Origin of the sequence: Pyrococcus woesei (assembly GCF_050496105.1) — an archaeon.
Taxonomy (GTDB): domain Archaea; phylum Methanobacteriota_B; class Thermococci; order Thermococcales; family Thermococcaceae; genus Pyrococcus; species Pyrococcus furiosus.
Window position 1 is genome coordinate 340,190 of record NZ_CP179867.1, and the last position, 25,714, is coordinate 365,903.

The window sequence follows — 25,714 nt, forward strand, 5'->3', positions numbered from 1 at the left end:
CCTCAACATTTAAAAGCTATAACTTTAAAAACGATTTGGAGGGGATAAAATGAACTTGCGAGTTTTGGGAAAGATACTATTAGATGAAATGAGAAACGGAGATGTTGCAATAGTTGAATACTCAAGCTCATCACCAATCCACAGGCTAGTTTGGGGTGAGATAATCCTAAAATACGTTGATAGATATGAGTTTGTGATAGACGACTTCTTTGGAATTGGTGATGTAATGTTTAGGACATATTTAAGGAGGATATCGTCTCCAGATGAATACACTAAAATCATGGAGAAAACAAAGAATATAAAGGCAATAAAAATTGGGCCCGGAAAGATTAGTTATGCTAGTAAAGTCGAAGAATTACCCCTCACGTATAACCTTTCAGAATTCATAAAACTTTACTACCCAATCATAAGAGATATCTTAGCAAAATCTTCCAAAAGAGTGTTTTTTATAACATTGGGACTTTCACAATACCTATACCTCGGAGAAGCCAAAGCTTTAGAAACAATACTTTTGAGTAGAAGTGTTTTGCCAATTGAAGACTGGACCTCAATATACTTCCTAAATACGGACGTAGCTCCTGAAAAAGCCGTCGCGGCATTAGAAGAGATTAGCCCAATAGTGATCCAAGTTAGAAACAATGAAATTCTGGTGAAGAAGATATGATTAAAGAAGGGGAAAAAGTTCTCCTCGTTGATCCCAGGGGAAAGAAATACATTATTACTGTAGGAAAAAAGGATTTCCACACAGATTTGGGCATACTAAAGCTCGAAGAGATAGTTGGCAAGAATTATGGGGAGAGCATAGTAAGTCATAAGGGATATGAATTCAAGATCTTAAAGCCGAAAATTGTTGATTTAATTGAAAAAATGAAAAGAGGCCCTCAAATAGTTCATCCTAAGGATGCTGCACTAATTGTGGCCTATGCAGGAATTTCCCCAGGAGATTTTATTGTAGAGGCTGGGGTTGGGAGCGGGGCACTAACGCTCTTTTTAGCCAATATCATTGGCCCCACGGGAAGAATTGTTAGCTATGAGATCAGGGAAGATTTTGCAAAGCTCGCTTGGGAAAACATAAAATGGGCTGGATTCGATGACAGAGTTGAAATCAAGATAAAAGATATCTATGAAGGAATAGACGAAGAGAACGTTGATCATGTTATTCTTGACCTTCCTCAACCTGAGAGAGTTGTAGAGCATGCTGCAAAAGCTTTAAAGCCCGGAGGTTATCTTGTTGCATATCTCCCCTGTGCGAACCAAGTAATAAGGCTTCATGAAAAACTAGCAGAATTTAGGGATGTATTTCTAAAACCTAAGACCATCGATGTTGTTGTCTTTGAACAAGAGGTTAAAAAGGAATGTATAAGACCTAGAACGACAATTCTAGCTCATACTGGTTATATAACTTTTGCAAGAAAAAGGTAATCAGACGAGAGGGGGCTCATCATCGTTTTTAGAACTCAGGGTACCGTGAAGTTCATCATCAAGCTATAATCTCTAAATACCCTCTTAACATTACCGAAATTTTTATATATGCTCTGATTTGGTAGAGTTATGGGCGGGCCCGTGGTCTAGCTGGTTATGACGCCGCCCTTACGAGGCGGAGGTCCGGGGTTCGAATCCCCGCGGGCCCACCATAAAGGGAACATTAACAATCTGACAAAAATTTTCTGTTATCATTCACATTTATCTGCCACATTATTATTGCCTTTTTAGAAAGCTTTTTATTCCACTTTCCTTCAAAAGGATTGAGGTGATGATGATGAGGAGGGATCGACTTTGCTAAATTACCCAAATCTGCCCAGCTAGTTCTGAAAGTTCTTGAAGAACCCATGTCTTCCAAGGAAATTGCAAAAAGAACAAATCTTTCTGAAAGAACTGTTAGGTATGCAATAAAGCTTCTAAAAGATTCTGGAATCGTAAAGGAGGTTTATCTTTTGCAAGATGCGAGGAAGAGAGTATATGTTTTGTCAGAGAACTTTAATGACATCCTCGAAGGTAGTCCTACTTAGTTCTTCCTCAAATTTTACTCCCAACTCAGCTATTTCCTCTGGAGTTATAACTTCCCCCTCCTGGGAATTTATTCCTGGGCAACTCTCGTCATAGTATAACCACAACATTCTTCCCTTATATTGAACGGGTTCCTCTCCTTCAACTCCAAGTGGTCTTTTTGACACCATAAACGGATAAATTCTACAGATTAGAGGCCTAATAGGATGGATAGTGCATTTTCCAGTCCCAGGGTCATGGAAAATACATCCAAGATCCCATTCCCTCACACTTAAAACAAATCTAATATTCCCACCCTCAATTGAAAACGTGAGGAACTTTTGGGGATCATGCCCAGACCCAACTAATCGTTTAATATCCGACACCGTAAGATAGACATGTCTTCCCCTACAACAATCCAGACAAAATAGGCACTTAAACCTAACAGGAGTTATGAAAGGTCTCGGCTTGAATCTCATGGAAGGCCAAAATGGATAACCTATATTTAACACTTTTCCCTAATACTTATGGGTGAGATTGATGAAACCCATATGTGAGTTGATTAGCCTCAAAGGTAAGAGGGCCCTTATAACTGGAGCAGCATCAGGGATAGGAAAAGCAACTGCATTCAGATTTGCTGAAGCTGGTGCTGATCTTTATCTAGTGGATATAAATGAAGAGGGTTTAAAACTTGTAAAGGAGCGAATACAAGAAAAATACGACGTAAACGTTGAAATATTTAGAGTTAATTTAGCTAAGAAGCAAGAGATAGACATACTTTGGAAGTTATTAGAGGGCAGAGAGCCAGATATTCTGGTAAACAATGCAGGTGTTTATTGGTTTAAGGATTTTGTTGAAGTTGATGAGGAATTCTACAGGAAAGTTATGGCAATTAACCTAGATTCAGTTTTCTGGATGTGCCAGCATTTCATTAGGAGAAGAAAAAATCGGGGAGAAGTAATAATAAATGTGAGCTCAATAGAGGCTTTTCTACCCTTTGCAAAAGGTTTAGTCCATTACGACACAGCAAAGCTCGGAGTCGTGGCTTTAACTAGAGCAATAGCTAGAGAATATGGAAAGACCATTAGAGCGAATGTTGTAGTTCCTGGAGGAATAGAGACCGAGGGGGTTAAAAAGCTAAAGAAAGAGGCAATAGCAAAATTTGATATGGAGAAGATCTCAACATCGCTCCACTTTAACGCTAGATTACCTATGGGCCGCTTTGGAGATCCCGATGAAGTAGCAAGAGTTATTTTATTCTTAGCCAGTGACATGGCAAGCTACATTAATGGGGCAGTAATTCCAGTTGATGGTGGCTTTCTGTCAGCCTAGAGATATAACTCCGCTAGCAACAATTTCATCATCTTTCTTTACCATAACCTCTACTGTATTTTCTGAAATCTTTCGCGCATAGACTTGAAACTCTGGAGTCTTAGTGCCAAAACTTCCCAGTAGTACCTCTCCAGAAATTTCATCTAGTTTTGCCTTATAGGTGAACTCTCCTCTTTCCTTGGGGATTATTCTTACTTTCCCCCTAAAAGTCTGGTTGTTGTAGGCTATAGCTACGGAAACTTCATCTGCTAAAAGATACATCGTATTCTTTAATTGCCTTCCATCTACAGCAACTTCAAAGTCCTGTGGAAGGAAAGAAGGCCGAAACTCATAGAATGTTAAAGACAGTGTAGAATTGTCCAAGATAACATTCACGGTAAATCCTTTCACACTTGCTTCACTAAACAGCTTCTCCACCTCTTCTCGAATTTCTTGAGGGACCTCAAAGGATCCAACAACTTCATTAGTCAGGCATACTCTCTCTACCTTTTCCCCAATTGCTGTTTGTGTAGTTACCTTTGTATTTATGCATCCACTACTAAGAATGATAGCAATAATACCCAATATAAATATAGTTTTTGCTGACTTCATATTTGTTTGTTGTAATTTACTACTTATAAAGATTTCTAATAAGACAAACATTTTAAAGGCTATGCCAGAAGTGTATGAAGAAATGAGCGATGAAGCTTTCAAGGCTGCAATAGAAGAAATTGTAAACGCACTCCTGTCTGGAGAGATAAAGAGTAGGGAAGAGTTAGAGAGGATTAAGGTAGAGGTGGCTAAAAAGTACCACCTTCCAAAGTTTCCAAAGAACTCCGACATATGGAAAGCCCTTCCCAAAGATGCAAGAGAGAAGTTTAGAGACCTTCTAAAAAAGAAACCTACAAGAACGATAAGTGGAGTAGCAGTAGTTGCAATGATGACGAAACCCTTCCCATGCCCCCATGGGAGATGTATTTACTGCCCAGGTGGACCAGCAGTTGGTTCACCTCAAAGTTACACTGGAAAAGAACCCTCAGCTTTGAGAGCCTCTCAATACGCTTATCATCCTTACATAATAATGATGGCCAGGCTAAAGCAACTCTACGATATTGGCCACCCAATAGATAAAGTCGAAGTTATAATACAAGGCGGGACATTCCCTGCAACTGATCTAGACTACCAAGAATGGTACATCAAGTGTGCCTTTAAAGCCATGAATGATTTCTGGTACTTTAAGGACATAGAAAACTTGGAGGAAAAGCTAGTTCGCCTAATTCTGCTAAAAGATGAGTCGGTTCTTAATGAAGATCCAAAGTTTAGGAAAGCCTGGGAAAAAACCCACAAGAAAAAGTTCTATTATTTAGAGGAGGAGCAGAAAAAGAACGAAAAAGCAAAAGTTAGAATGGTTGGTTTAACAATTGAGACGAGGCCCGATTGGGCATTTGAGAGACAAATTGATAGGATGTTAGCTTTTGGGACAACTAGAGTCGAGCTTGGAGTACAAACAATTTTCAACTTCATTCATGAAAGGGTAGGAAGAGGGCACGGAGTTGAAGAAATAATTAAGGCTACTCAACTCCTGAGGGATGCTGGGTTAAAGATAAATTATCACATAATGCCCGGACTCCCTGGGAGCAACTTTGAAAGGGACCTTTACGTTTTTAAGACGATATTTGAAGATCCGAGATTTAGACCCGACATGTTAAAGATATATCCAACCCTCGTAACTAGAGATGCTCCCCTCTACGCATGGTATAAGGCTGGTCTGTATAAGCCTTACACTACAGAAGAGGCCGTGGAGTTACTTGTTGAGGCGTATAAGATATTCCCCAAGTGGGTTAGGGTCATGAGAATACAGAGGGACATCCCCTCCCACTTAATTGTTGCGGGTGTTAAGCACTCAAATCTAGGACAACTTGTATTTGAGGAACTTGTAAGGAGGGGAATAAGACCCAGGGAGATAAGGTTTAGAGAGGTAGGCCATCAAATGCAGAAGTTTGGAAAGATGCCCGAAATAGAACACATTAAATTGCTTAGAGAGGATTATGAAGCTGGGGAGGGAACAGAGATATTCCTAAGCTTTGAAGATGTGAAGAATGACATACTCATAGGTTTCCTAAGGCTGAGAATTCCGAGCGAAAAAGCCCACAGAAAGGAGATAAACTGCTGTCCCTCAGCCATAGTTAGGGAGCTTCACGTCTACGGACCCATGGTTCCAATAGGGGAAAAGCCGAAGTACGAATGGCAGCATAGAGGGTATGGAAGAGAACTCCTAGCTGAAGCTGAAAGGATAGCAAGAGAGGAGTTTGATGCAAAGAAAATGCTTATTATTAGTGGAGTTGGAGTTAGAGAGTACTACAGAAAATTCGGCTATAGAAAAGATGGACCATATGTAAGCAAGAGACTCGACAAGAGGTATGCAGATTACAAGAGGACAAATAGGTTTGACGCCGAGCTAAATACTTGACCTTCTTCTTTTTGATATTCTAACCTCACTAGTCCCAGAAGAAATTAGTTCATACAATATTGCCTTTTCCTTTCCTGGAGCCGGTCTTAATATCCTCCCAAGCCTCTGGATAAATTCTCTAGAAGATCCAGTACCACTGATTATAACTCCCACACTGGCATCAGGAACATCTATTCCTTCATCGAGAACTTGACTACTCACTATTGCTTTATATTCTCCTTTTCTAAACTTTCTTAGAATCTCACTTCTCTCCTCTTTATTGGTTTTGTGAGTTATCGCAGGAATCAAGAACTTTCTAGATATTAAGTAGACTAAATCATTGTGCCTAGTAAAGATTATTATCTTCTCTCCCCTATGCCGCTCAAGAATTTCTCTGAGCTTCTCTAGCTTTTTAGTTGAATTAAAAGCAATTTTTCTTGCCTGTTCTAAGGCTCTTAGGGCTTTAAATGCCTCATTATCATTTGCAGTACTCAAAACTATCCGCTGGAAATCTTTTAGGCTGGTAAACTGAATTCCCCTCTTTTCAACATATCTCTTAAACCTCTCATAATATTTCCTATACTCCTCCCTTTCTTCCCTTGTTAAGGGAACATGGATCCTCACAACCTCATAGTTTGCAAGGTATTTTCCAACAAGTTCAGAGGGCCTTTTCTCATAGATTATTCCACCTATCAACTCGGGAAACAACTCATGAAGATTGTCAGCTCTTTCGGGAAAGGCAGTCAATCCAAGCCTATAGGGGGCGATGCTCATCTGGGCTATGTTTCTATAAGCTTCAGATGGTAGATGATGGCACTCATCAAATACAAGGAAGAGAAATTTATCCCCAAGGAGCTCAGCATTTATGTAAGCAGAATCATAAGTAGTTACAGTTATTGGCTTTAGTTCTTTTTTTCTCCCCGAAAACTCTCCAATTTCTCCAAATATGGACAATCTTTCCTTCCACTGCTCAAGAAGGGCCAAAGTTGGTACAACTACCAAAGTAGAAACCGACAACCTCCTAATGATCTCCAGAGCTACTATCGTCTTCCCAGCCCCAGTAGGCAGTACTATTATTCCTCGCCCCACTCTCATGAACTTCTTTACAGCCTCTCTTTGATAATCCCTAAGCTCAAAGTCAAACTCAACATCGTAAATTGGAGATGGAATAATGTTATCTATGACATGATCCTCAAAATCAACACCTTCCGACTTTAGAAACTCTACAATATCCTTATACTTGTAGGCCAAAGCTCTATATGCTTTCACTCTTTCATCCCACTTGGCCATGGGAATGTGAACCCTTCCCTTAATGAGAACTGTCCCCTTGTCATAATATAATTCAACCTTCACATTCCCAGGGTTGAGAAATTCCTTTTAAATCCCTTTACCCTATAAGCGATGTGTTGCCTAAGGAACTTTTAGATGCAACAAGAAGAAGAGGGAAGATTTATTTAAAATTTGCAAGTGAAGAACACTTTAGGCTAGCTAGAGCAGTAATTCTTGCGTTTAAATCAAGTGTTGGACAAAAATACGAAGATCTTCAAGAGAAGTTAAGGCATATGGAGAGGGCTGAGAACTATAGAAAGGTTAGAGGATTTGCAAAGATTCTTGAGAGAGAGTCGGAGTTTACAACATCTTCATCCTTAGATCCATTGGAGGTCAGAAGGTTCCTCTTTAGCAGGGGGTATGTAACGAGTGAAATTGAAAGGGCTAAGATAATTGCAGAGGCCGCAACTTACTTCAACACAACTCCAGAAGAAATTGAAAGAGCTATGTTTGCAGATAGAGAAGAGGAAAAAATCCTAACAAGAGTTCCAGGGATAAGTGAAGAAGAGTTAATAAGAAGATACAATCTCTCCCTTCTCCAAACTCTCATGTTTAACTCTGCAAGAATGAGTTTTCGGGTCTCAGAAAATCACAAGAGGATTTTTAGGCTAATAAAGCTCTTGGGTTTGATGTATGAGATAAGTGGGGAAAATATAGAAATCACAGGGCCTGCATCAATTTTAAAGATGACGAGGAAATATGGAACTTCTATGGCAAAACTAATTCCAGAGATAGTGAAGGCCAAAGAGTGGGCGATAAAGGCCGAGATAATAGAGGACAAGAGAGTTTACTTCTTTGAACTCTCAAGTGAAGATGATATCTTACTACCCAAACTCGAAGTAAGTGTGGAGTATGATTCCTCCCTTGAAAGGGAGTTTGTAACTAAAATAAAGAGAATCCTGGGAGTGGAGGTCATAAGAGAGCCAGGGATAATTAAGGCTGGCCAATATGCCTACATACCTGATTTCCTCATCAGAAAGAACGGAAAGGAAGTTTACGTTGAAATTGCAGGTTTCTGGACTAGAAGTTATATTAAATCAAAGCTAGAAAAACTTTCCAATGTTGACGTGAAAATGCTAATAATAGTCAATGACGAGCTTTTGGCAGATAAACTTGGTAAAATTCACGACGTTATAGTTATGAGAAAGGGAAAGATCCCTTATAAAGAAGTCATCTTAAAGCTAAAAGAGATGCTGAATTAGTCAGCTCTGATGGATTTCATCACATCTCAGCTCCCCGATTCCTCATCATACATTAACTTTATTTTTTTGAAGGTCTATTTATATTTGGGGGATAGCAATGAAAAGATTTTACATTGCTAATGAAGATGAGATAAAGGCGGGAAAAACTACTGATGTCTATTTCTTGAGAACAAAAAAGATCCTCGAGGTTAAGAACATAAGAAAAAAGGTTCTTGCTGACGTAACAACAACCTCCCTCCCAAACAATTGGAGATGGGGAGTTTTAGTCGGGGTTGAAGAAGTAGCAAAACTATTGGAAGGAATTCCAGTTAACGTTTATGCCATGCCAGAAGGAACTATCTTCCATCCATATGAGCCAGTGTTACAAATAGAAGGGGATTATGCAGACTTCGGTATCTATGAAACGGCCCTCCTGGGAATGCTAAGTCAAGCTAGCGGAATAGCAACAGCAGCCTTAAGAATTAAGATAGCTGCTAAGTTTAAGCCAGTGTATTCCTTCGGAATTAGGCATATGCACCCAGCAATTGCTCCGATGATTGATAGAGCCGCGTTTATTGGAGGATGTGACGGAGTTTCTGGAGTTTTGGGAGCAGAAATGATGGGAGAAAAAGCTGTGGGAACTATGCCCCACGCATTGATTATAACTGTTGGCGATCAAGTTAAAGCCTGGAAATACTTCGATGAGGTCATTGAAGAGGAAGTTCCTAGGATAGCCCTAGTAGATACATTTTACGATGAGAAGGTCGAGGCTGTTATGGCAGCTGAAGCCCTCGGCAAGAAACTATTTGCCGTGAGACTAGACACTCCAAGCTCAAGAAGAGGGAACTTCAGGAAGATAATTGAAGAAGTTAGATGGGAGTTAAAGGTTAGAGGATATGACTGGGTGAAGATATTTGTCTCAGGAGGACTTGATGAAGAGAAAATAAAGGAAATAGTTGACGTTGTAGATGCTTTTGGAGTTGGAGGAGCTATAGCAAGTGCAAAGCCAGTAGACTTTGCCCTAGACATTGTGGAAGTTGAAGGAAAGCCAATTGCAAAGAGGGGAAAGCTTAGCGGTAGGAAGCAAGTGTATAGATGTGAAAACGGACACTACCATGTAGTTCCTGCCAACAAAAAGCTTGAGAGATGTCCAGTTTGTAATGCAAAAGTTGAACCATTGTTAAAGCCAATTATCGAGAATGGAGAAATTGTAGTTGAGTTTCCAAAGGCTAGAGAGATTAGAGAATACGTACTTGAGCAAGCTAAGAAATTTAACCTCGAGATTTGACTTCTATATTTTCCACATTATTCCTCGTGTAATACTTTGTTGGCAATTGAAAATGAACTACTCCATGGATACTATACTCCCTTCTTTGGTATTATATAGATAACTTATCCAAAAAATTTAAATATTTTAAAATTGAGTTAGTAGTTAAATATTTGTGGTGGTGGTGTTGGGTTTGAGGTGGGTTATTGTTTTGTTACTTGGTTTTGTGGTTTTGGGTTCTTTTGGGAGTGCGGGTAATGATAAGGCCTGTCAGCCAGTAAAATATTGGGTTTTTGAGAATGGCCAGTGGGTTGAGAAGAGTGAGCCTAGAATCTGGTGGTATTGTCAAGAACCCGAGAAAATTAAGAATTTTGAAGGATTCGCATTTAAAGAAAAACCCTACGGATTACTCAAGAAACCAGAATCAATAATATTACATCAGGCTGCAAGAGAGTTAAGCCAACTAGTGGGGATTGACGAGCTTAATGGAGAATCCTCTAGAAACCTCTCATCTTACGGAGGAATGTTCATTGACGAGAATAAAGGGTTAATCTTTGTCTACGTGAGAGATGAAAAAGATAAAGAGAAAATAAGGAAAGCATTAGAAAAATACAAAGGAAAAGTAAACGTGGCGTTTTTAAAAGGCAAATACAGCTTCGAACAACTAAAAGAAGAAGGAGAAAAAGCGAAAGAACTATTTAGGAGTAGGGAATTAGGCATTACGTGGTTGAGTTATCAAAATTCTAAAAATCGGCTGATTATAGGACTAGAGAGTGTTTCCCCTAGGAATCTGGAGTTACTTAGTGGACACCTTGATAAGTTAAGAATACCCAAGGAAGCAGTTATTGTAGAAGAAATCGATCTAAAGCCTTTGAATATAGAAAATTATGGTAAACTCTCATTAATACAACCTCTTTCTAGGAATGATGTGATACGGCCTCTAATGGGAGGGATACAGTTTCAAGTCCCAGGTCATAATTATTGTACTTTAGGTTTTCCTGCAGAAAAAAATGGAATAGTCGGAATGGTCACCGCAGGCCACTGTACTGATGAAGGTGCTCCCGCGTATCAACCAGACACTTCCGACCCAAGTTACTATATAGGAAATGTTGAGATAAAACTTTGGTCTCCAGCCCAAGGAGACATGGCATGGATAAAAACAACAGTAGGAGTCACTCCTAAAGTTTATCCTTACTTTATTATTAAAGGATACAAGCCATATAGATATCAATATGTTGGCTCCACTGTTTTGAAGAGTGGAAGGACTACAGGACTGACTGGTGGCATTATACTCGATATCTCGACCAGTTTAGAAATCCGTACAACTATGGAGGTGGCTCCTGGAGATAGTGGATCTCCAGTATTTTATTGGTGCCAAGGACAGGCCTATAAATATGTACAAATCTATGGACTACTCTATAGGTGGGATCCTGATGAAGAAACGTCCACGTATCTATCCATTGATGACGTGCTTAATAACCTTGGAGTAGAGTTAATAACCGGGTGAGGTGAAGAAGTATGAAAAGAATTTTTAAAGTCACTTTCATGTTTTTTATTCTCCTATCTCCTGAACTAACTATAGCATATACCACAGTAAACCCCCTATGGAGCCTAAACACTCAAGTAAAAAGCATTGATGTTTCTAAAGACTATGTCCTAATAATCTCAGACGCCTTATATTTATTCGATAAGGTCGGAAATGAAATCCTAGAAATGCCAACTCCTCTGTGGGCTGGGCTTGTAGATGAAAATCTAGTAATACTCGAAAATGCAAATAAAACTATTCACGTTACTTGGATAGACCTCGCGAATAAATCCTCAACATCATACGCTATAAAGATTAAGAACTTTCCTCCATGGATTATCGCAAAAGGAGAAAAATACGTAGTGGTTCTTGATTTTGAACCTGGGGGGAATTCCACCTTTTATGTCCTCGACAAGTATGGGATAGCATGGAAATTGAGATATGCCATGGCTGTAAAAGAAATTAAGGTGAAAAATGAGTCAATTTATGTTCGGAGTTTCAGCAATATTTACAAATTTAAAGAAAAGCGAGAATGGGTGATCGATTTCCCAATATGCATTTTCCCACGAAGTTTTGATGTATACAATAATTTTACTGCAGTCTTCCTAAATAATGGAACATTACTCATGACAAAGAACGCAAAGAAAGTTTGGAGCAAGAACATTGAATTTAATTGGGCTAGGATATATGAATGCGCTTATGCAACATATCTCTCACCCCTATATGCCAACTTAGGATTTTTAGGAGATAAGTTGCTAGTTGCTATAGACAACAAGATTATGCTGTACGATATCAATGGAACTATATTATGGAGTTTTAAACTAGATGGAAATATTACAAAACTAGTAACCTCTAATTTCCTGGCCATTGCAATAACTTCCAATAGGATATATTTTATCTCAAAAGATGGAGTTCTAGGAAGCTATTTAATTAATGTTAAGCATGCTAGGGTTTCCAACCTAAACGCAGTGATAGTTGACTCTAAAACAATATATTTCTTCACCTTTGAACCATTTGTGACTATTACAGACGTTGACAAAAATATAGGGAGGAAAATATTTGCCAATAAACCAATAGATCTCCAGATTGTGCTTGGAAAAGCCGCAGCAAAATTTGTTAACGCAACATTCACTAGGGATACAATGAAGTTTAATGGAAATATTTACAGAAGCATTTGGCGAAAAAAGGATTATTGTATAATTCAACCCGAAGATAGGAGGATATTCATACTAGGAACACATAGGTTTGGAACCGAGGCTTGTCTACTTTATTATAAAGTGAGGAAGACAAAAGAGATTACACTACTTAAATGGGAAGATTCAAATGGAAACAGTAAAGTGGAATTAAATGAGATCGAAGTTATTATTCAGTAATACTTATTCATAACCTCAACAGGTTTTTTAAAAACAGAATCAAGATTTTGACTATATGTCAAATTTTTATCTCCCATTTAATTTATGTCTTGTAATATTGGCAAATATAAATTAAAAAAAGTATAAATAAAACAATGTGAAAAATAACTAATACAACAATTTAGCAGGAGGTATAAAATATGAAGAAGTTATCTGCATTATTTGTTGTATTGTTAGTTATTGGGACAGTAGCACAAATAGTAGCTGCTCAAACAGCAGATAGTAGAGAAGTTGCTCCACAAGATGCAGGTGGGTATTGGGAGTTGTGGAAAGTAGAAAATGTGAAATATGTTGGAGTAACTTACGGATTCTGGAAAACTGTAAAAGAAGCCTATGGATATGCTGGCCAGGAATATTCCTTCAGCAGTTGGATAGCATGGTCACATAAAATTAGTGGCAGTGTGATGGTAGCATATAGTGTGCTTTCTGCATCCCTAGGTTTTGATGTGACTGCTACTGGAGTTGTTAAAGTATCTATTAGTGGGAAATTTGAGCATGATGCACAAGTTGTAGCTTTCCAAATAAGACCGAAATATGAAGAATATGAGGTTACCCAGAGAAAATATATTCATATTGATGGACAAAATTATCCAACTGGAGAAATAAAAAAAGCATTGGTTAAAAAGTTCCTATTTTATCAAGTACGAGTCAAACCTCTAAATTGAAGGTGAATAATATGAGAGCAAAGAAAATTAGTATTTTCATATTTCTTTTTCTTATTGGAGCGAGCTACATTTATTCACATGTTCCAAACGAGAGTGTATTTCTAGTCCCAGATGCTTACATTTATGGTGAACTCAATGACACAGTGCTAATTAGGGTCTACTGGATTGGAACAGATTTCAAAGAATATAACATTATAAAGAACTCTAATTTAAGCATTATAGGTTTAGATGGCTTTGCGACACTTAAAAAAGCTAAGATAAAAGAAACACTAAAGTACCATGATCCAATGATTAGGGAGTTAACATTCGGAATATATCTCACGTTAAACAAAACAGGTATTTATAAGAAGAATGTCACCCTGATAATAGAGAATAAAAAAGAAAGTTACCATAAAGAACTCAGTGCGAAATGGATCTTTGAAATTTCTCCCAAGCAGAATCATTCTCTAAAGATAACTGATATGATTGAACTAGAAGTGGGCTTTTTTGGGAGAAATGTTTCTCCCGAGTGTATGTTTGCAGTGAAAAACATAGGTACACAACCGCTAACTGTATTAGGGGTTCAATACAACATATCTGATCTTCAAATTGAGGAGGTAACATACATCAATGCAACTAATCTTGACGAAATCGAGAACAATACAAAAGAAATCAGATTACCACTAAAAGGACTAACACTTAACCCTAATGAAAGCAAAGTTATAATAGTCCACTTTAAAAAGGACGATTTCAGGTACCCAAGAAAGCCAGCCGCAATTAGATTTAAGATAGTCTACAAAGAAAAAGACAAAATTTATGCAATTCCACTTGTATATACCTACGAGATCGTGCCAATTCCAGCTCCAGAGCAACTTAAAGAATGAGTATATTTTACTTCTCTTCCCCTTCTTTATGCTTCCCATTTTATTCCTTGAGATATAAAAATATAAATGAAAAAGAAATCAAGCCTCCTCAATAGTAATAGCACTAACTGGACAGGCCTCCATAGCTTCCTTAGCACAGTTGTAGAGCTCTTCGTCCTCAATAACCTCTACCTTTGGTTGGGCCTTTCCTTCATCGTTCATCTCAAAGACGTCTGGACAGAGGCTTGCACAGATGGCATCTCCTATACAGGTGTCTTGGTCGACAGAAACCTTCCACGCCATTTGCCGTCACCAGAGTTTTACTATCATCCTGGAGATATAAACCTTTCGTCCTAAAAAGGTTATAAGAAAGAGGTGTCAATTTCCTTTCTTGCTTAGGTATTGGTGGATGGCTTTTGCTGCTTTTCTCCCGTCGCCCATTGCTAGAATAACCGTAGCCTCACCCCTAATAGCATCACCACCAGCAAAAACCCCAGGAATACTAGTCATCAAATTCTCATCCACAACAATCCTACCCCACTCATCCACCTTAAGCTCAGGAGTTGCCCTCCAGAGAACCTTATTTGGAGTTTGGCCAATCGCTATTATTACTGTATCTGCTTCCACAGTTATGTATTCTCCTGTTCCAACTATTTTTCTTTTTCCTCTACTGTCCCTCTCTTCCAGTGGCTTCATCTTCTCAAACTTCACCGCCTTAACATTTCCATTCTCATCTCCAATGAATTCCACTGGATTAACAAAGAACATGAACTTAACTCCCTCTTCCTCAGCATGCTTAACTTCCTCAATCCTGGCTGTCATATCCTCCCTGCCTCTTCTGTAAGCAATAGTAACCTCCGCTCCAAGCCTCAGTGCTGACCTAGCAGCATCCATTGCAGTATTACCAGCTCCAATAACAACAACCTTCTTCCCAACAACAATTGGAGTGTCGTATTCTGGGAATTTGTAGGCCTTCATTAGGTTAATTCTCGTGAGGAACTCATTCGCAGAATAAATACCATTAAGGTTTATTCCTGGTATATTTGGCAATTTTGGTGTTCCAGCTCCAGTTCCTATAAATACTGCATCATATTCCTGAAGTAACTCTTGAATTGTTATAGTTTTACCAACTATATGGTCCGTTTTTATTTCTACACCCAAAAGGCTTAGCTTCTTCAGCTCTTTTCTAAGTATTTCTTTTGGTAGTCTGAATTCTGGGATTCCGTATGTTAGTACTCCTCCTGGTTGGTGGAGGGCTTCGTAGATTGTTACCTCATAACCCATTTTTGCCAGGTCTGCGGCACAAGTTAGGCCAGCGGGCCCAGCTCCAATGATTGCGACTTTCTTCCCATTCCTCTTAATCCCCTTAATCTCCTCTAGTAATAATTCATCGTCAATCCCATGCTCCCTAGCATAATCAGCCACGAACCTCTCCAATTTTCCAATGTTTATTGGATCACCAACCTTTCCAACCACACAAGCACCCTCACACTGCTCTTCCTGGGGACAAACCCTACCAGTAATTGCTGGTAACGTATTATCCCTCCAAATAATCCTAAGAGCCTCCCTCACAGCCTTACTAGGATTATCCCTATTCTCCCTCAAGGCTTTAATGAAACCCGGAATGTTAATATGCACAGGACAACCTTTAATGCAAGGGGCATACTCAACAGGACACTGGAGACAACGCTCAGCCTCCCTCAAAGCCAACTCCCAAGAATAACCAAGATTAACCTCACCAAAATCCCTAACCCTCTCCCCAACAGACCTCTCAGGAGTAGGAACCCTCTCTTTAATAAGCCTAGGCATTCAAATCACCCCCTTAGCCTTAAGCTCTTCCATATATTTCTCCAGAGCTAATTTTTCCAACTTGGCATAGAACCCCACTCTGTGAATCAGCTCATCCCAATCTACTTGATATGCGTCGAATTCTGGGCCGTCTACGCATGCGAATTTGACTTCACCACCAACTGTAACCCTACAAGCCCCACACATCCCAGTCCCATCAACCATGATGGGATGGAGGTCAACCTTCATTGGGACACCATACTCTTTTACAACTTCAAATACCTGCTTTTGGTCTCCAACTGGGCCGACCATAAATACTAAATCCCAGTCTTCACTTTCTAAAAGCTCTCTAACCTTTTCTTTGAGTCTTTGAGACACGTTTTTCATGTTAGCTAAGAAGTCCTGATTTGGATTCAATGGGACAGGTTCTACAATGTGCCTGGTTACTGCCTTCTCAAGTTCTTCCTTGAGAATTACCATTGGCTCGAAAGTTACGTGAAGTGTTGTTACGTCATTTCCTATTTCCTGCCAGGCTTTTGCAATTGGATACACTTCCACTATTCCAGTATAAGCACCTATTGCAAGTATTTTTCCAAACTTTTCCATAGGAACTGGCGTCCCTAGTGGTCCCGCTACGTTTAACAGTGAATCCCCTTCCTTAAGCTCCACTGCCATCCTCATTGTTGTCTTTCCTCTTGTAAATACTATTAGAACTATCCACCCCTCTTCTCTATCCCACATTACAGGAGTCAAAGGAATTCTTTCTCCGTTCGGAAAGGCTCTAACTATGACGAACTGTCCTGGCTGAACTTTTTTAGCTACGTGAGGTGCGTAAACTTTATACCAGGTATTTCTCATTGCGATTTCCTTTTTCTCGAGGATTTTATACATGATGAACACCTCCGATCACGTGAACATTTTTGAACATACTCAAATGTTGTGAACATTGAGTGTTTATAAAGATATTGTAAACCAAAGGTTATAGAGCATAAGAGAAAATTACTTAAAATCCCTTGAATATGAAGGTGCGATGACAAAAGTATACATTGAGAACTATGGATGTGCGAGAAATAGAGCAGATGGAGAGATTATGGCAGGCCTACTTTTGTCTTCAGGTTATGAGATAGTAGAAGGAGAAGAAAATGCTGACATTGTTGTTGTTAATTCATGTGCCGTAAAAGATCCCACAGAAGTAAAGATTGCGAGGAGAATAAGAGAGTTATTAGATAGGGGAAAGAAAGTTATAGTTACAGGATGCCTTCCTCACGTTAATCCCGATGCTATTGATGAGAGAGTGTCAGCAGTTTTGGGAGTTAAAAGCATAGACAGAATAGTTCAAGCAGTGGAATATGCCTTAAGAGGTGAGAAGCTCATAAGTGTCCCTGACTGGAGAAAGAGAAATCTTGATAAGCTAGATTTTCCCAGGTTAAGCCCGAGAGGAGTTCACTTTATTCTCCCAATTGCTGAAGGGTGTTTAAATGGTTGTACCTACTGTGCCACTAGATCAGCTAGAGGAGTCCTCAAAAGCTACTCTCCAGAGAAGATTGTTGAATGGGTAAAGTGGGCCATTAGACAAGGGTACAAAGAAATTTGGCTTTCAGCGGAGGATACGGGATGCTACGGATTCGACATAGGAACTAACCTAGCAAAGTTATTAGATGAAATTACAGCAATAGAAGGCGAATTTAGGATTAGGGTTGGAATGATGAATCCAAATCATGTATTGAAGTTCCTAGACGAGCTTATAGAAGCATACAAGGATGAAAAAGTTTACAAGTTCCTTCATTTGCCAGTTCAGAGTGGAGATAACGAAATTTTGAGAAGAATGGGGAGAACATACACAGTGGAAGAATTTGAGGAAATAGTTAACGCTTTCAGAAGAGAGTTTCCAGATCTAAATTTACATACGGACATAATAGTTGGTTTCCCAGGAGAAAGTGAAGAAGCATTTCAAAGAAGTTTAGAGCTAATCAAGAGGATAAAGCCCGATAAAGTAAATGTATCTCGCTATTCCCCAAGACCTGGGACAATTGCAGCTAAGTGGAAGCAACTCCCAGGATGGGTCGTCAAGGAGAGGTCAAGAATTATGCACAGGGTGAGACTTCAGATAAGCTATGAAATCAACCAGAGATACGTAGGTAGGAAAGTCGACATTCTCGTTCATGGAGAAGGAAAGAAAGGAAATGTTGATGCCGTAACGATGAATTACAAGCACATAATAATCCCAAGAGGAGAAAAAGGAGAATTCGCTAGGGCAAAGGTAAATGGAGCCACTTCCACTTATCTTCTTGGCGAGATAGTAGACTAAACTTTTTAATCTTCAAATTCCAAATTTATTCTAGGGGATGACAATGAAAGGGCGGTTGCAAGCTCATAACATTAGGATTAGAACATTCATCCACGCAACTGAGGATCCAGAGAAAGTTCTTGAAGCATTGGAAACCTTATTCCCCGAAGATATATCGCCAAAGGATGTAGAGTTTGAAATTATAGAAACTGAAGGTTATTTCGGAAACCCCATATTGGTTCTTGATGCTGAGCTTAAGCATTCAAGAAATATAAGAAAATTTCTCGAAAATCTTAGGAACCTCCTAAGCGAAGAAGACAAGAAATACTTGTTAGAGCACATAGAGGAAAAAGTAGACGAAACTGGAACATTCTACATTAGGTTCGATAAGCAAAAGGCCTATTTGGGAGAGGTAAAGGTCAGTGAAGGAGAGGATGTTATTCATTTAAGAATTAAGGTCAAAGCATTTCCAATGAGGAAGGAAAGCGTTGTTGAAGCAGTGAAGAAATGGCTGGAGGGAGAAATGGAGTGAAGTTTGTAGAGATGGACATTAGAAGCAGAGAAGCTTATGAACTTGCTGAGGAGTGGTTCGATGATGTTGTTTTTTCGTATGAAATCCCTCCAGGAGTTTTAGATAAAGAGAGACTTAAAGAAATTAAGAAAGAATACGGAAATGTTGCGATTACTTTAATTAATCCAAAGCCTTCTCTCGTAAAAGAGGCTGTTCAGAGATTTAAACAAAATTATCTAATCTACGTGGAAAGCAGCGATCTCAGAGTTGTGAGGTATTCCATCGAGAGAGGTGTAGACGCAGTTATATCCCCCTGGGCAAATAGGAAGGATCAAGGCATTGACCATGTCTTGGCTAGGATGATGAATAAGAGAGGGGTGGCCCTGGGATTCTCTCTAAGGCCTCTTTTACATCAAAATCCATATGAGAGGGCAAATGCATTAAAATTCATGAGAAAGGCATGGACACTCGTAAATAAATATAAGGTTCCACGATTTATTTCTTCCTCAGCTAAGGGAAAATTTCAAGTCAGAGGAGTAAAAGAATTGATCAGCTTGGGGATAGCAATTGGGATGGAAGAGGTACAAGCCAAAGCATCACTCTCCTTTTATCCACTTGGAATTCTGGAAAGACTTAAATAACATTTTTATTTATCCAAACTATAAAGGAGGGTGGGGATTTGGAGATAGATCCAATGTTTTCTCCTCCTGAGGAAATTGAGAGAGAAGCTAGAAAGCTATTAAAAGAGGGTAAAATCAAAGATGGTATCACACTCCTAGTTAGAGCTGCAAAAAAGTATGAAGAGAGTGGAAAACCCAGGGAAGCTGCTACCCTCTACAAAGAAGCTGCTCTCCTTTTGACACACAATTTTGGACTTAAAAAGCAGGCAAGACCTTTAATGGTGAGAGCAGCATACCTCTATGTGAAACTCTTAGAGAGGGAGTTAGATCGTTCAGAGGTAAGCTTAGAGAGACTAACTGGGTTAAGTCTAAATGTTATTGAAGCATTTACCTTCCTAGAAGATAAAGAGCACGTCAGAAAGTATGCCACGGAGTTTGCAAACCTATACGCCGATTTAGGAGCTAATTATGAGGAAGCAGAAGAGATAGAATCTGCAATTGTAGCTTATGAGGCCTCATACAGATACTATGATCTCTTGGGAGATAAGGAAGGAGTTAAGAAAATAGCAAGTAGACTCGTAGAAATTTTCAGCAGGATAGCGGAAGAGGCCGTGGCAAATGAAGATTATGTAAAGAGTGGGGAAACCTTCGAAAAGGTTGGAAATTACATAAAGAGCATTTTTGGATACGACGAGAGATATACTGAGCTAATGGAGACAGCAGGAAAACACTATGAGAAAGCTAGTAAGCTTGCATATGCAGAAGGAGACTTAGAAACTATGGCGACCCTATTACTAAGAGCCCAATATGCATACCTCCTAGCTAGAAACTTTAACAGAGCTAACCTTATTGGAATAAATTTAGTGAAAATCTTAAACCAAGTAATAGACACTCTCAGGGCAACAGAAAGGTATAGAGATGCAGGAGACAAGCTCATGGAACTTGCAGAAGCGCTAATAGGGATAGGAAGGTTCGAAAATGCTATGAAAGCATACAAAGAGGCCTTATACGAAAGCGAAGGGAAAGTATACTTCAGGGCAAGAATAAGGATGGCAATAGTGAAATATCTTGCAGCAAAGGAGAAAAGCCTTGAATACCTAAAAGCTCTAGATGCTATTGAGTTTCTAATGATGCACAACAGATTTCTGGAGGTAATTGATCTAGCGGAGAAAATCATTAAGAAACATGAGGAAGGAGACAGAATATTGAAAATGTTGTATGAAGCGGAGGGATATCATCTCGAATGACCAAACCATCTCTCAATTAGGTAATCCTTCTGCTCCAAGAACACCTTTGCCCTCCTTCTTACTAATTTTTCTGCTTCTACTGTTGGCATGTCCATAGTCTTTATTACAAAGTCTGCTGTCTTTGCAAAGTAAAGAGGAATTAACGGTTCAGCATTCTTCAATATTCCCAATTTATATGCGACAGCCCCATCAAACAGCACTTTAGCCCATAGTTCATCTGGGAAGTCAAAACTCTCAAGAACCTTTTCCACTCCGAAATATGTTTCTGGAGCCAATGCTTTTTTCAAAATTTCTTTCTCTTTATAGAACAATTCCCTAGCCCTCTGCTTTAGCAGCTCAAGATTGACTTTAACTTCCTCTGGCTCCCCAGAAACTTCTTCTCCCCATGTCTCAACAGGTTTAATTTCTTTGACATTCTTCCAAATGTTCTCATATTTCTTCATTAGCATGTAAAGTGTTCCCACTACCTGATTGAACATTGGGCCCAAAGATGAGGCAGGATCCTTTGGATTGTGGATTTTCATTCCTAGGCTTACTTGAACAACTTTCTTCTTATTGGCTATTGCCGTTGTTGTTAGGAATATGTCAACTCCAAATCTAGCAACATCGGTCTTCCATACTTCCTCATCTTCTAGATAAAGGTCAATCATTTTTGCAGAGATTCCAAAGTCCCCACCTATTGGCTGTCTGATGTCAAACCCATACAGCGAAGCTGTCATTGGATAGGCTATGTTATTTGTTATAGTTCCATCCCATTTATGTCTTAGATAGAGAGGAGCCACAAAATCATACCCTTCTTCAATCGGTTTTGCAAATTTGTAGATCCACTCAGGAGTAATGCTCCTCAAATCACTATCCACAAATACTACAGCATCTGCATCTCTTTCTCTTGCAAATTCCATAATTTCCTTCATAGCACTCCCTTTCCCTGGGATTGGCCATTTATAGACAAAGCTATGCACCTCGACGCCTTCAGGGACGCTAGTCGAGAGAACTACATCTCTAGTTCCATCAGTGCTTCCCCCATCTGCATTAACTATAATCCCTCCTCCAAAGTACTTTTTGAGACCTTCTGCGGCTTGCTTGACAACAAAGCCAATTGTATCAGCATTGTTGTAACTTGGTATTCCCACGACAACTTTCATGACACTCACCCCATGAAAAACTTAGCTTTGGTAACTAAAAATTTTTTTGTGCTGAATTTGGCAATATCTTTTTAATCATGGGGGAATAATATAATATGGTGGTGAGAATGGTAGAAAGGTTAAAAGTAGGTGTTGTGGGTTGTGGAAATATCTTTAATCTCGCTCACAAGCCAGCATTGAAAGCACTAAGACACCTAGCTAAAGTAGTGGCTGTGATGGATATTAACGAAGAGGCTGCAAAAAAAGCTGGAAAAGAATTGAATGCCAAAGTATATACAGACCTAGATGAATTTCTGAACGAAGACATGGATGTAGTAGAGGTTTTAACACCAACATACACCCACGCTGAGATAGCAATAAAAGCCCTAAAGGCTGGAAAGCACGTAATCGTTGAGAAGCCTATAGCCTTAACGGTAGAAGAAGCAAAAGAAATGATAAAAGAAGCAGAACAACAAGGCCTTAAACTCTTTGTAGGTCATGTGAGAAGGTTTGACAAGAGATGGATCCAAATAAAGGAGGTCATAAAGTCCAGGAACATACTACCAGTGCAGATAAGAAAAACTGAAGTTCAACATCTTCCATTCCCAGCCGACTATTGGTACTGGGATGAATCCAAGAGTGGAGGAGTTGCACTAGATTTAGGGGTTCACGTAACTGACTTTCTTAGATGGTTCTTTGAAAGCGAACCAATAGAAGTTTTTGCCGTAGGAAAGGCCATAAGAGGCGAAGCAAGAGTTAACAAAACCTTTGATCACGTAATAATGTTCATAAAGTTTGAAGGAGAAAAAACTGGAATCGTCGAAGTGAGTTGGAGCTATCCACTCCCAGCCAAATATGGAGTCTTCTACCACCACCTGGACATCATAGGAAAGAATGGAAGAATTAGATATACACCCTTAGATGCTCCAGTGGTGGGAGTTGTAAAGAGTAGTTTTGAGATGCCTCGCTTTTCCCCAATGCTCTCAACGTTTCCAGAAGCCTTTGAAGCTGAGCTAAAGCACTTCTTCGAATGCATTAGGTCAGAATGTGACCCGATCGTTACAGCTAAAGACGCATTGATAGCCTTATATATAGCTGAAAAGGCAAGAGAGAGTATAAGAAAGGGCGAACCAGTTAGATTGAACGTGGAGGAGCTGACCTCCTCCTCGCCGTGAATGGCGAGGGTTCCCACAGGGAACACCCTCCCCACGGTCGCCCGTGCTTCATTGGGCAGGTTGGTGTCATCGGGCACGGTCAGAGGCACCCTCACCATAAGGTAAGCGAAAAGTATTTAAAAGCTTTACGCAAAAAACATAATGAGTGCGTGAGATGAAGCTCACGCTAAAGATGAAAATGAGACCATTAACAAGGAGCAAAGAATGGATGCTAGAACAATCTATAGAAGCCTTCAAGGCCTGTGTAAATGATTGGCTTAGTGCAATTGCTCAGCTTGGGGAGAAGCCCAACAGGGGCAACCTCCATAGATTTGCTTACAGAGCAATTAGGGACAAATACCCCCAGCTACACAGCAATGTTGTCCAAGATGCCATGAACTTGGCAATCGAAATCTATCGCTCTTGGCTCAAGAACGGAGGAGAATTTCCGAAGTTTCGCTCTGATGTTATTTACTTTAAAGGTGTTGATGTTAGGATAGAAAATAACGGATTGGTTGTCCCTTTAATGGGGAGGAGGGTTTATTTGCCACTATACGTTCCAAAGAAGTACAAGAAGTATCTTCAATACAAACACGGTAGAGTTATTATAAAACGTGTTGACAAAGATTGGTATGCGTTGGTCTCGGTCAATGTTCCAGAAAAAGAACCAATAAAGCCCGTTGGAACAATTGGGGTGGACTTGGGATACTACAACTTGTTGGTGGCAAGCGATGAAAAGGGAAGAGTAGTTATGAGGGTTCAAGGGGACATATTAATAAGGCATAAGGAACATATGGAAAGGTTGACTGCTAGAAGGCAAGAGAGGCTTATGAAAAAGTTCGGCATTTATGCTAGGACAAACCACAAAGACAGGAGGTTTGTCAATGACTTAAACCATAAAATTGCTAAAGCACTTGTTTTAAAGGCAAAGCAGTTGAATAGGGCTATTGTCCTTGAGAAGCTGAAGGGGCTGAAAAAGCAAAGGAGGCCGAAACTATTGAGGAAAATTTTACACCTTTGGAGCTATGCAGACTTGATAGCAAAAATAGTTTACAAGGCAAAGCTATACGGTGTGCCAGTAATTTTTGTAAGCCCGAGAGGGACTTCAAAGACGTGTTCAAACTGCGGTTACTACGTTAGAACTTTCAAAGATGATAGAGTGTTTAGGTGTCCAAAGTGCGGCTTTGTGGCTGATAGGGATTATAATGCCTCAATAAATATTGCGAAAAAAGGTTTGGAAGAATTAAGAAAGCGGACTTTCCTCCCCACCCTAAAGGACGAGGCTTCCAGCCCACAAGGATGGTGATGTGAGATGGTAAGGTTTGGGATTATAAGCTACGCTCACCCTCACGCGTTGAGGTATGCCCCCGTAATTAAGGCGAGCAGAAGGGCTAAGCTTGTTGCAATATCAGGAGATGGGCCGAACTCTGGAGTTGCAAAGTTAGAAGCTAAGAAGTATGGAGCAAAATTCTATCCAACATATGAAGAATTGTTAAAGGACAAAACAATAGAGGCGGTTTACATTGCTACTGAAACATACAAGCACAAAGAAGTAGCAATAAGAGCTGCAGAAGAGGGCAAGCACATACTCCTAGAAAAGCCAATAGCACTAACTCTAGAGGATGGGAAGGAGATAATAAAAGCGGCAAGAAAAGCTGGAGTTAAGCTAATGGTTCCATTCAATCCCAGGTTCACTCAACCATTAAGAAAGGCCAAAGAAATGATAGAAAACAACGAGATAGGAAGGTTAGAGTACATCTATGCAATTTCAGAGTATGTAAAGCCACCAATGTTCTTAGAGGGCCTAGATACAAGCTGGTTCTTTGACGTAAGGAAGAGTGGAGGAGGAGGCTTCATGGATACGGCACCCCATGGAATAGATTCACTCTTCTGGCTTACGGAGAGTGATCCAGTGGAGGTTTATGCCGACATAGGAGCAAAGATATGGGGATTTAAAGTTGACGACATAGGAACCGCACTCATTAAGTTCAAAAACGGAGTTGTTACCCTACTAACAGCAGGGTGGGCGAATCCGAAAGGATACCCCGTGGGACTAGAGATGAAGTACTACATAGTCGGTGACGATGGGTTCCTTGATATAAGAACAGCTTATCCAGACTTCACAGTATATCAAGACAAGACCGAAAAGATTTACTGGGAGAGGGCAGATATAGAGGGGATAATTAACTCATTTATAGATGCAATTCAGCAAGATAAAGAACCTCCAATAACGGGAGAAGATGCACTCAAGAATTTAGCAGTAGTCCTTGCAGCATATGAATCCTCAAAAACAGGAAAAACAGTAAAGATAGAGATTTAGCTTCTACTCCTTAATTATTCCCGAAACAAGATCCCATATCGCCTTCTCTGGATCTTTTGCTTTTGTTACTCCACTTGCTAAAAGAACCCCTACCGTTCCAAGCTCTATTGCCTTCTTAACGTCTTCTCCCGTGGATATTCCAGCTCCACAAAGAACCTTAACCTCAGGATTTACCTTCTTAACCAACTCCACTGTGTTGGTTATCACTTCAGGCTTGGCCTTACTGACTGGGATACCAGTTCCTATCAACTCAGGAGGCTCTACAGCAACATAATCTGGGTTCAAAGCGGCTACAGCCGCCGATACAGCAGGATTATTAGAGCAGACCATTGTCATTAGACCTACTTCTTCGGCCCTCCTTATTGCAGCCTCGAGATCTGCAAGGATCATTCTATTCTCAGAGTGATTGAGGAGAGTCCCTACCGCTCCAGCTTCCTTCACAGCCTCAGGAAGAACGTGTCCAGTATGACTCCCAGGTTTTATCGGGTCTATATGTTGAGCGAATACAGGTATTTCAACGCTTTCGGCAATCATTCTTAGATCTACAAGCTGGGGAGCAACCACAATTGTTACACCTGTTTCTTTGTACACTTTTTCAGCGGCCTTTGCTATTTCTAAAGCCCTTTTTCCAGTTGCCTCTATGTACGTCTTAAAATTGATTGCTATAATTGGCTCCTTGAGTTTAGCCATAGCTTA

26 protein-coding genes and 1 tRNA gene are annotated in these 25,714 nt (G+C 39.8%); 19 read left to right on the forward strand and 8 right to left on the reverse strand.

All coding sequences use genetic code 11. The features are described from left to right. Window positions 1-49 precede the first annotated feature (49 nt). The 4 genes from ACMFNG_RS02065 to ACMFNG_RS02080 all read left to right on the forward strand — a co-directional run bounded on the left by ACMFNG_RS02065 (window position 50) and on the right by ACMFNG_RS02080 (window position 2,009). A complete protein-coding gene (locus ACMFNG_RS02065) occupies window positions 50-664 on the forward strand; it encodes a DUF257 family protein (RefSeq protein WP_011013034.1) in 615 nt (204 codons plus the stop codon). After that, a complete protein-coding gene (locus tag ACMFNG_RS02070) occupies window positions 661-1,422 on the forward strand; it encodes a tRNA (adenine-N1)-methyltransferase (RefSeq protein WP_011013035.1) in 762 nt (253 codons plus the stop codon). Before ACMFNG_RS02065 ends, ACMFNG_RS02070 begins: the two co-directional genes overlap by 4 nt. Window positions 1,423-1,557: 135 nt before the next feature. Further along, a tRNA-Val gene (locus ACMFNG_RS02075) sits at window positions 1,558-1,634 on the forward strand. 174 nt (window positions 1,635-1,808) lie between these two features. Beyond that, window positions 1,809-2,009 carry a winged helix-turn-helix domain-containing protein gene (locus ACMFNG_RS02080; RefSeq protein WP_223209030.1) on the forward strand — a complete coding sequence of 67 codons (201 nt, stop codon included), beginning with the start codon at window positions 1,809-1,811 and terminating at the stop codon, window positions 2,007-2,009. On the opposite strand, the gene ACMFNG_RS02085 is transcribed toward ACMFNG_RS02080, so the two are convergent. Beyond that, a complete protein-coding gene (locus tag ACMFNG_RS02085; protein ID WP_048059098.1) occupies window positions 1,968-2,465 on the reverse strand; it encodes a YkgJ family cysteine cluster protein in 498 nt (165 codons plus the stop codon). The genes ACMFNG_RS02080 and ACMFNG_RS02085 overlap by 42 nt on opposite strands. Window positions 2,466-2,526: 61 nt before the next feature. On the opposite strand from ACMFNG_RS02085, the gene ACMFNG_RS02090 reads away from it, so the two are divergent. Next, window positions 2,527-3,318, forward strand: a complete 792-nt coding sequence (locus tag ACMFNG_RS02090) for an SDR family NAD(P)-dependent oxidoreductase (protein WP_011013039.1) — start codon at window positions 2,527-2,529, stop codon at window positions 3,316-3,318. On the opposite strand, the gene ACMFNG_RS02095 is transcribed toward ACMFNG_RS02090, so the two are convergent. Further along, complete coding sequence (locus tag ACMFNG_RS02095) at window positions 3,310-3,909, reverse strand: hypothetical protein (protein ID WP_014835538.1); 600 nt, start codon at window positions 3,907-3,909, stop codon at window positions 3,310-3,312. The two genes, ACMFNG_RS02090 and ACMFNG_RS02095, sit on opposite strands and share 9 nt — an antisense overlap. 61 nt (window positions 3,910-3,970) lie before the next feature. Between ACMFNG_RS02095 and ACMFNG_RS02100 the strand changes: the two genes are divergently transcribed. Further along, the gene (locus tag ACMFNG_RS02100; RefSeq protein WP_223208984.1) at window positions 3,971-5,767 is read left to right on the forward strand and encodes a tRNA uridine(34) 5-carboxymethylaminomethyl modification radical SAM/GNAT enzyme Elp3; all 1,797 of its coding nucleotides are present in this window, start codon (window positions 3,971-3,973) and stop codon (window positions 5,765-5,767) included. Here the strand turns inward: ACMFNG_RS02100 and ACMFNG_RS02105 are convergent. Continuing rightward, window positions 5,756-7,099, reverse strand: coding sequence for a DEAD/DEAH box helicase (locus ACMFNG_RS02105; protein WP_014835536.1), 1,344 nt, complete (start codon window positions 7,097-7,099; stop codon window positions 5,756-5,758). The two genes, ACMFNG_RS02100 and ACMFNG_RS02105, sit on opposite strands and share 12 nt — an antisense overlap. A gap of 50 nt (window positions 7,100-7,149) precedes the next feature. Here ACMFNG_RS02105 and ACMFNG_RS02110 point away from each other — a divergent pair, with 50 nt between their 5' ends. The 6 genes from ACMFNG_RS02110 to ACMFNG_RS02135 all read left to right on the forward strand — a co-directional run bounded on the left by ACMFNG_RS02110 (window position 7,150) and on the right by ACMFNG_RS02135 (window position 13,988). Further along, window positions 7,150-8,277 (forward strand): DUF790 family protein, encoded by a 1,128-nt coding sequence (locus ACMFNG_RS02110; RefSeq protein WP_011013043.1) that lies wholly within the window; start codon window positions 7,150-7,152, stop codon window positions 8,275-8,277. Window positions 8,278-8,374: 97 nt separating this feature from the next. After that, window positions 8,375-9,544 (forward strand): nicotinate phosphoribosyltransferase, encoded by a 1,170-nt coding sequence (locus ACMFNG_RS02115; protein ID WP_011013044.1) that lies wholly within the window; start codon window positions 8,375-8,377, stop codon window positions 9,542-9,544. Window positions 9,545-9,698: 154 nt separating this feature from the next. Then, window positions 9,699-11,030, forward strand: a complete 1,332-nt coding sequence (locus ACMFNG_RS02120) for a S1 family peptidase (protein ID WP_223208985.1) — start codon at window positions 9,699-9,701, stop codon at window positions 11,028-11,030. A gap of 11 nt (window positions 11,031-11,041) precedes the next feature. Beyond that, complete coding sequence (locus tag ACMFNG_RS02125) at window positions 11,042-12,421, forward strand: hypothetical protein (protein ID WP_011013046.1); 1,380 nt, start codon at window positions 11,042-11,044, stop codon at window positions 12,419-12,421. Window positions 12,422-12,600: 179 nt separating this feature from the next. Then, the gene (locus ACMFNG_RS02130; protein WP_011013047.1) at window positions 12,601-13,125 is read left to right on the forward strand and encodes a hypothetical protein; all 525 of its coding nucleotides are present in this window, start codon (window positions 12,601-12,603) and stop codon (window positions 13,123-13,125) included. An 11-nt stretch (window positions 13,126-13,136) separates the two neighbouring features. Further along, window positions 13,137-13,988, forward strand: a complete 852-nt coding sequence (locus ACMFNG_RS02135; protein ID WP_011013048.1) for a hypothetical protein — start codon at window positions 13,137-13,139, stop codon at window positions 13,986-13,988. A 78-nt stretch (window positions 13,989-14,066) separates the two neighbouring features. Here the strand turns inward: ACMFNG_RS02135 and ACMFNG_RS02140 are convergent, their stop codons facing one another. From ACMFNG_RS02140 to ACMFNG_RS02150, 3 genes are all read right to left on the reverse strand, one after another. Next, window positions 14,067-14,270 carry a ferredoxin gene (locus tag ACMFNG_RS02140; RefSeq protein ID WP_011013049.1) on the reverse strand — a complete coding sequence of 68 codons (204 nt, stop codon included), beginning with the start codon at window positions 14,268-14,270 and terminating at the stop codon, window positions 14,067-14,069. A 75-nt stretch (window positions 14,271-14,345) separates the two neighbouring features. Further along, window positions 14,346-15,776 (reverse strand): NADPH-dependent glutamate synthase, encoded by a 1,431-nt coding sequence (gltA, locus tag ACMFNG_RS02145; RefSeq protein WP_011013050.1) that lies wholly within the window; start codon window positions 15,774-15,776, stop codon window positions 14,346-14,348. Beyond that, window positions 15,777-16,646 carry a sulfide/dihydroorotate dehydrogenase-like FAD/NAD-binding protein gene (locus ACMFNG_RS02150; protein ID WP_011013051.1) on the reverse strand — a complete coding sequence of 290 codons (870 nt, stop codon included), beginning with the start codon at window positions 16,644-16,646 and terminating at the stop codon, window positions 15,777-15,779. Between the two features lie 139 nt (window positions 16,647-16,785). Between ACMFNG_RS02150 and ACMFNG_RS02155 the strand changes: the two genes are divergently transcribed. The 4 genes from ACMFNG_RS02155 to ACMFNG_RS02170 are packed head-to-tail and all read left to right on the forward strand — an operon-like array spanning window position 16,786 to window position 20,420. Beyond that, window positions 16,786-18,063, forward strand: a complete 1,278-nt coding sequence (locus ACMFNG_RS02155; RefSeq protein ID WP_011013052.1) for a tRNA (N(6)-L-threonylcarbamoyladenosine(37)-C(2))-methylthiotransferase — start codon at window positions 16,786-16,788, stop codon at window positions 18,061-18,063. Window positions 18,064-18,106: 43 nt separating this feature from the next. Beyond that, window positions 18,107-18,574, forward strand: coding sequence for an RNA-binding protein (locus tag ACMFNG_RS02160; RefSeq protein WP_014835534.1), 468 nt, complete (start codon window positions 18,107-18,109; stop codon window positions 18,572-18,574). Further along, a complete protein-coding gene (locus tag ACMFNG_RS02165) occupies window positions 18,550-19,194 on the forward strand; it encodes a Ribonuclease P protein component 3 (RefSeq protein ID WP_011013054.1) in 645 nt (214 codons plus the stop codon). The genes ACMFNG_RS02160 and ACMFNG_RS02165 overlap by 25 nt, the downstream gene beginning before the upstream one ends. 38 nt (window positions 19,195-19,232) lie before the next feature. After that, entirely contained in the window at window positions 19,233-20,420 is a 1,188-nt protein-coding gene (locus tag ACMFNG_RS02170; protein WP_011013055.1) for a hypothetical protein, read from the forward strand. Here ACMFNG_RS02170 and ACMFNG_RS02175 read toward each other — a convergent pair. Then, the gene (locus tag ACMFNG_RS02175; RefSeq protein WP_011013056.1) at window positions 20,408-21,565 is read right to left on the reverse strand and encodes a glycosyltransferase; all 1,158 of its coding nucleotides are present in this window, start codon (window positions 21,563-21,565) and stop codon (window positions 20,408-20,410) included. The genes ACMFNG_RS02170 and ACMFNG_RS02175 overlap by 13 nt on opposite strands. Before the next feature lie 107 nt (window positions 21,566-21,672). On the opposite strand from ACMFNG_RS02175, the gene ACMFNG_RS02180 reads away from it, so the two are divergent. The 3 genes from ACMFNG_RS02180 to ACMFNG_RS02190 all read left to right on the forward strand — a co-directional run bounded on the left by ACMFNG_RS02180 (window position 21,673) and on the right by ACMFNG_RS02190 (window position 25,018). Further along, the gene (locus tag ACMFNG_RS02180) at window positions 21,673-22,719 is read left to right on the forward strand and encodes a Gfo/Idh/MocA family protein (RefSeq protein ID WP_011013057.1); all 1,047 of its coding nucleotides are present in this window, start codon (window positions 21,673-21,675) and stop codon (window positions 22,717-22,719) included. Window positions 22,720-22,873: 154 nt separating this feature from the next. Then, on the forward strand, window positions 22,874-24,004 hold the full coding sequence (locus tag ACMFNG_RS02185; RefSeq protein ID WP_014835532.1) for an RNA-guided endonuclease InsQ/TnpB family protein: 1,131 nt from the start codon (window positions 22,874-22,876) through the stop codon (window positions 24,002-24,004). A gap of 6 nt (window positions 24,005-24,010) precedes the next feature. Continuing rightward, window positions 24,011-25,018, forward strand: coding sequence for a Gfo/Idh/MocA family protein (locus ACMFNG_RS02190; protein WP_011013059.1), 1,008 nt, complete (start codon window positions 24,011-24,013; stop codon window positions 25,016-25,018). Between the two features lie 3 nt (window positions 25,019-25,021). Here ACMFNG_RS02190 and tpiA read toward each other — a convergent pair whose 3' ends face one another. Beyond that, window positions 25,022-25,708, reverse strand: a complete 687-nt coding sequence (gene tpiA, locus ACMFNG_RS02195; protein ID WP_011013060.1) for a triose-phosphate isomerase — start codon at window positions 25,706-25,708, stop codon at window positions 25,022-25,024. Window positions 25,709-25,714: the final 6 nt, after the last annotated feature.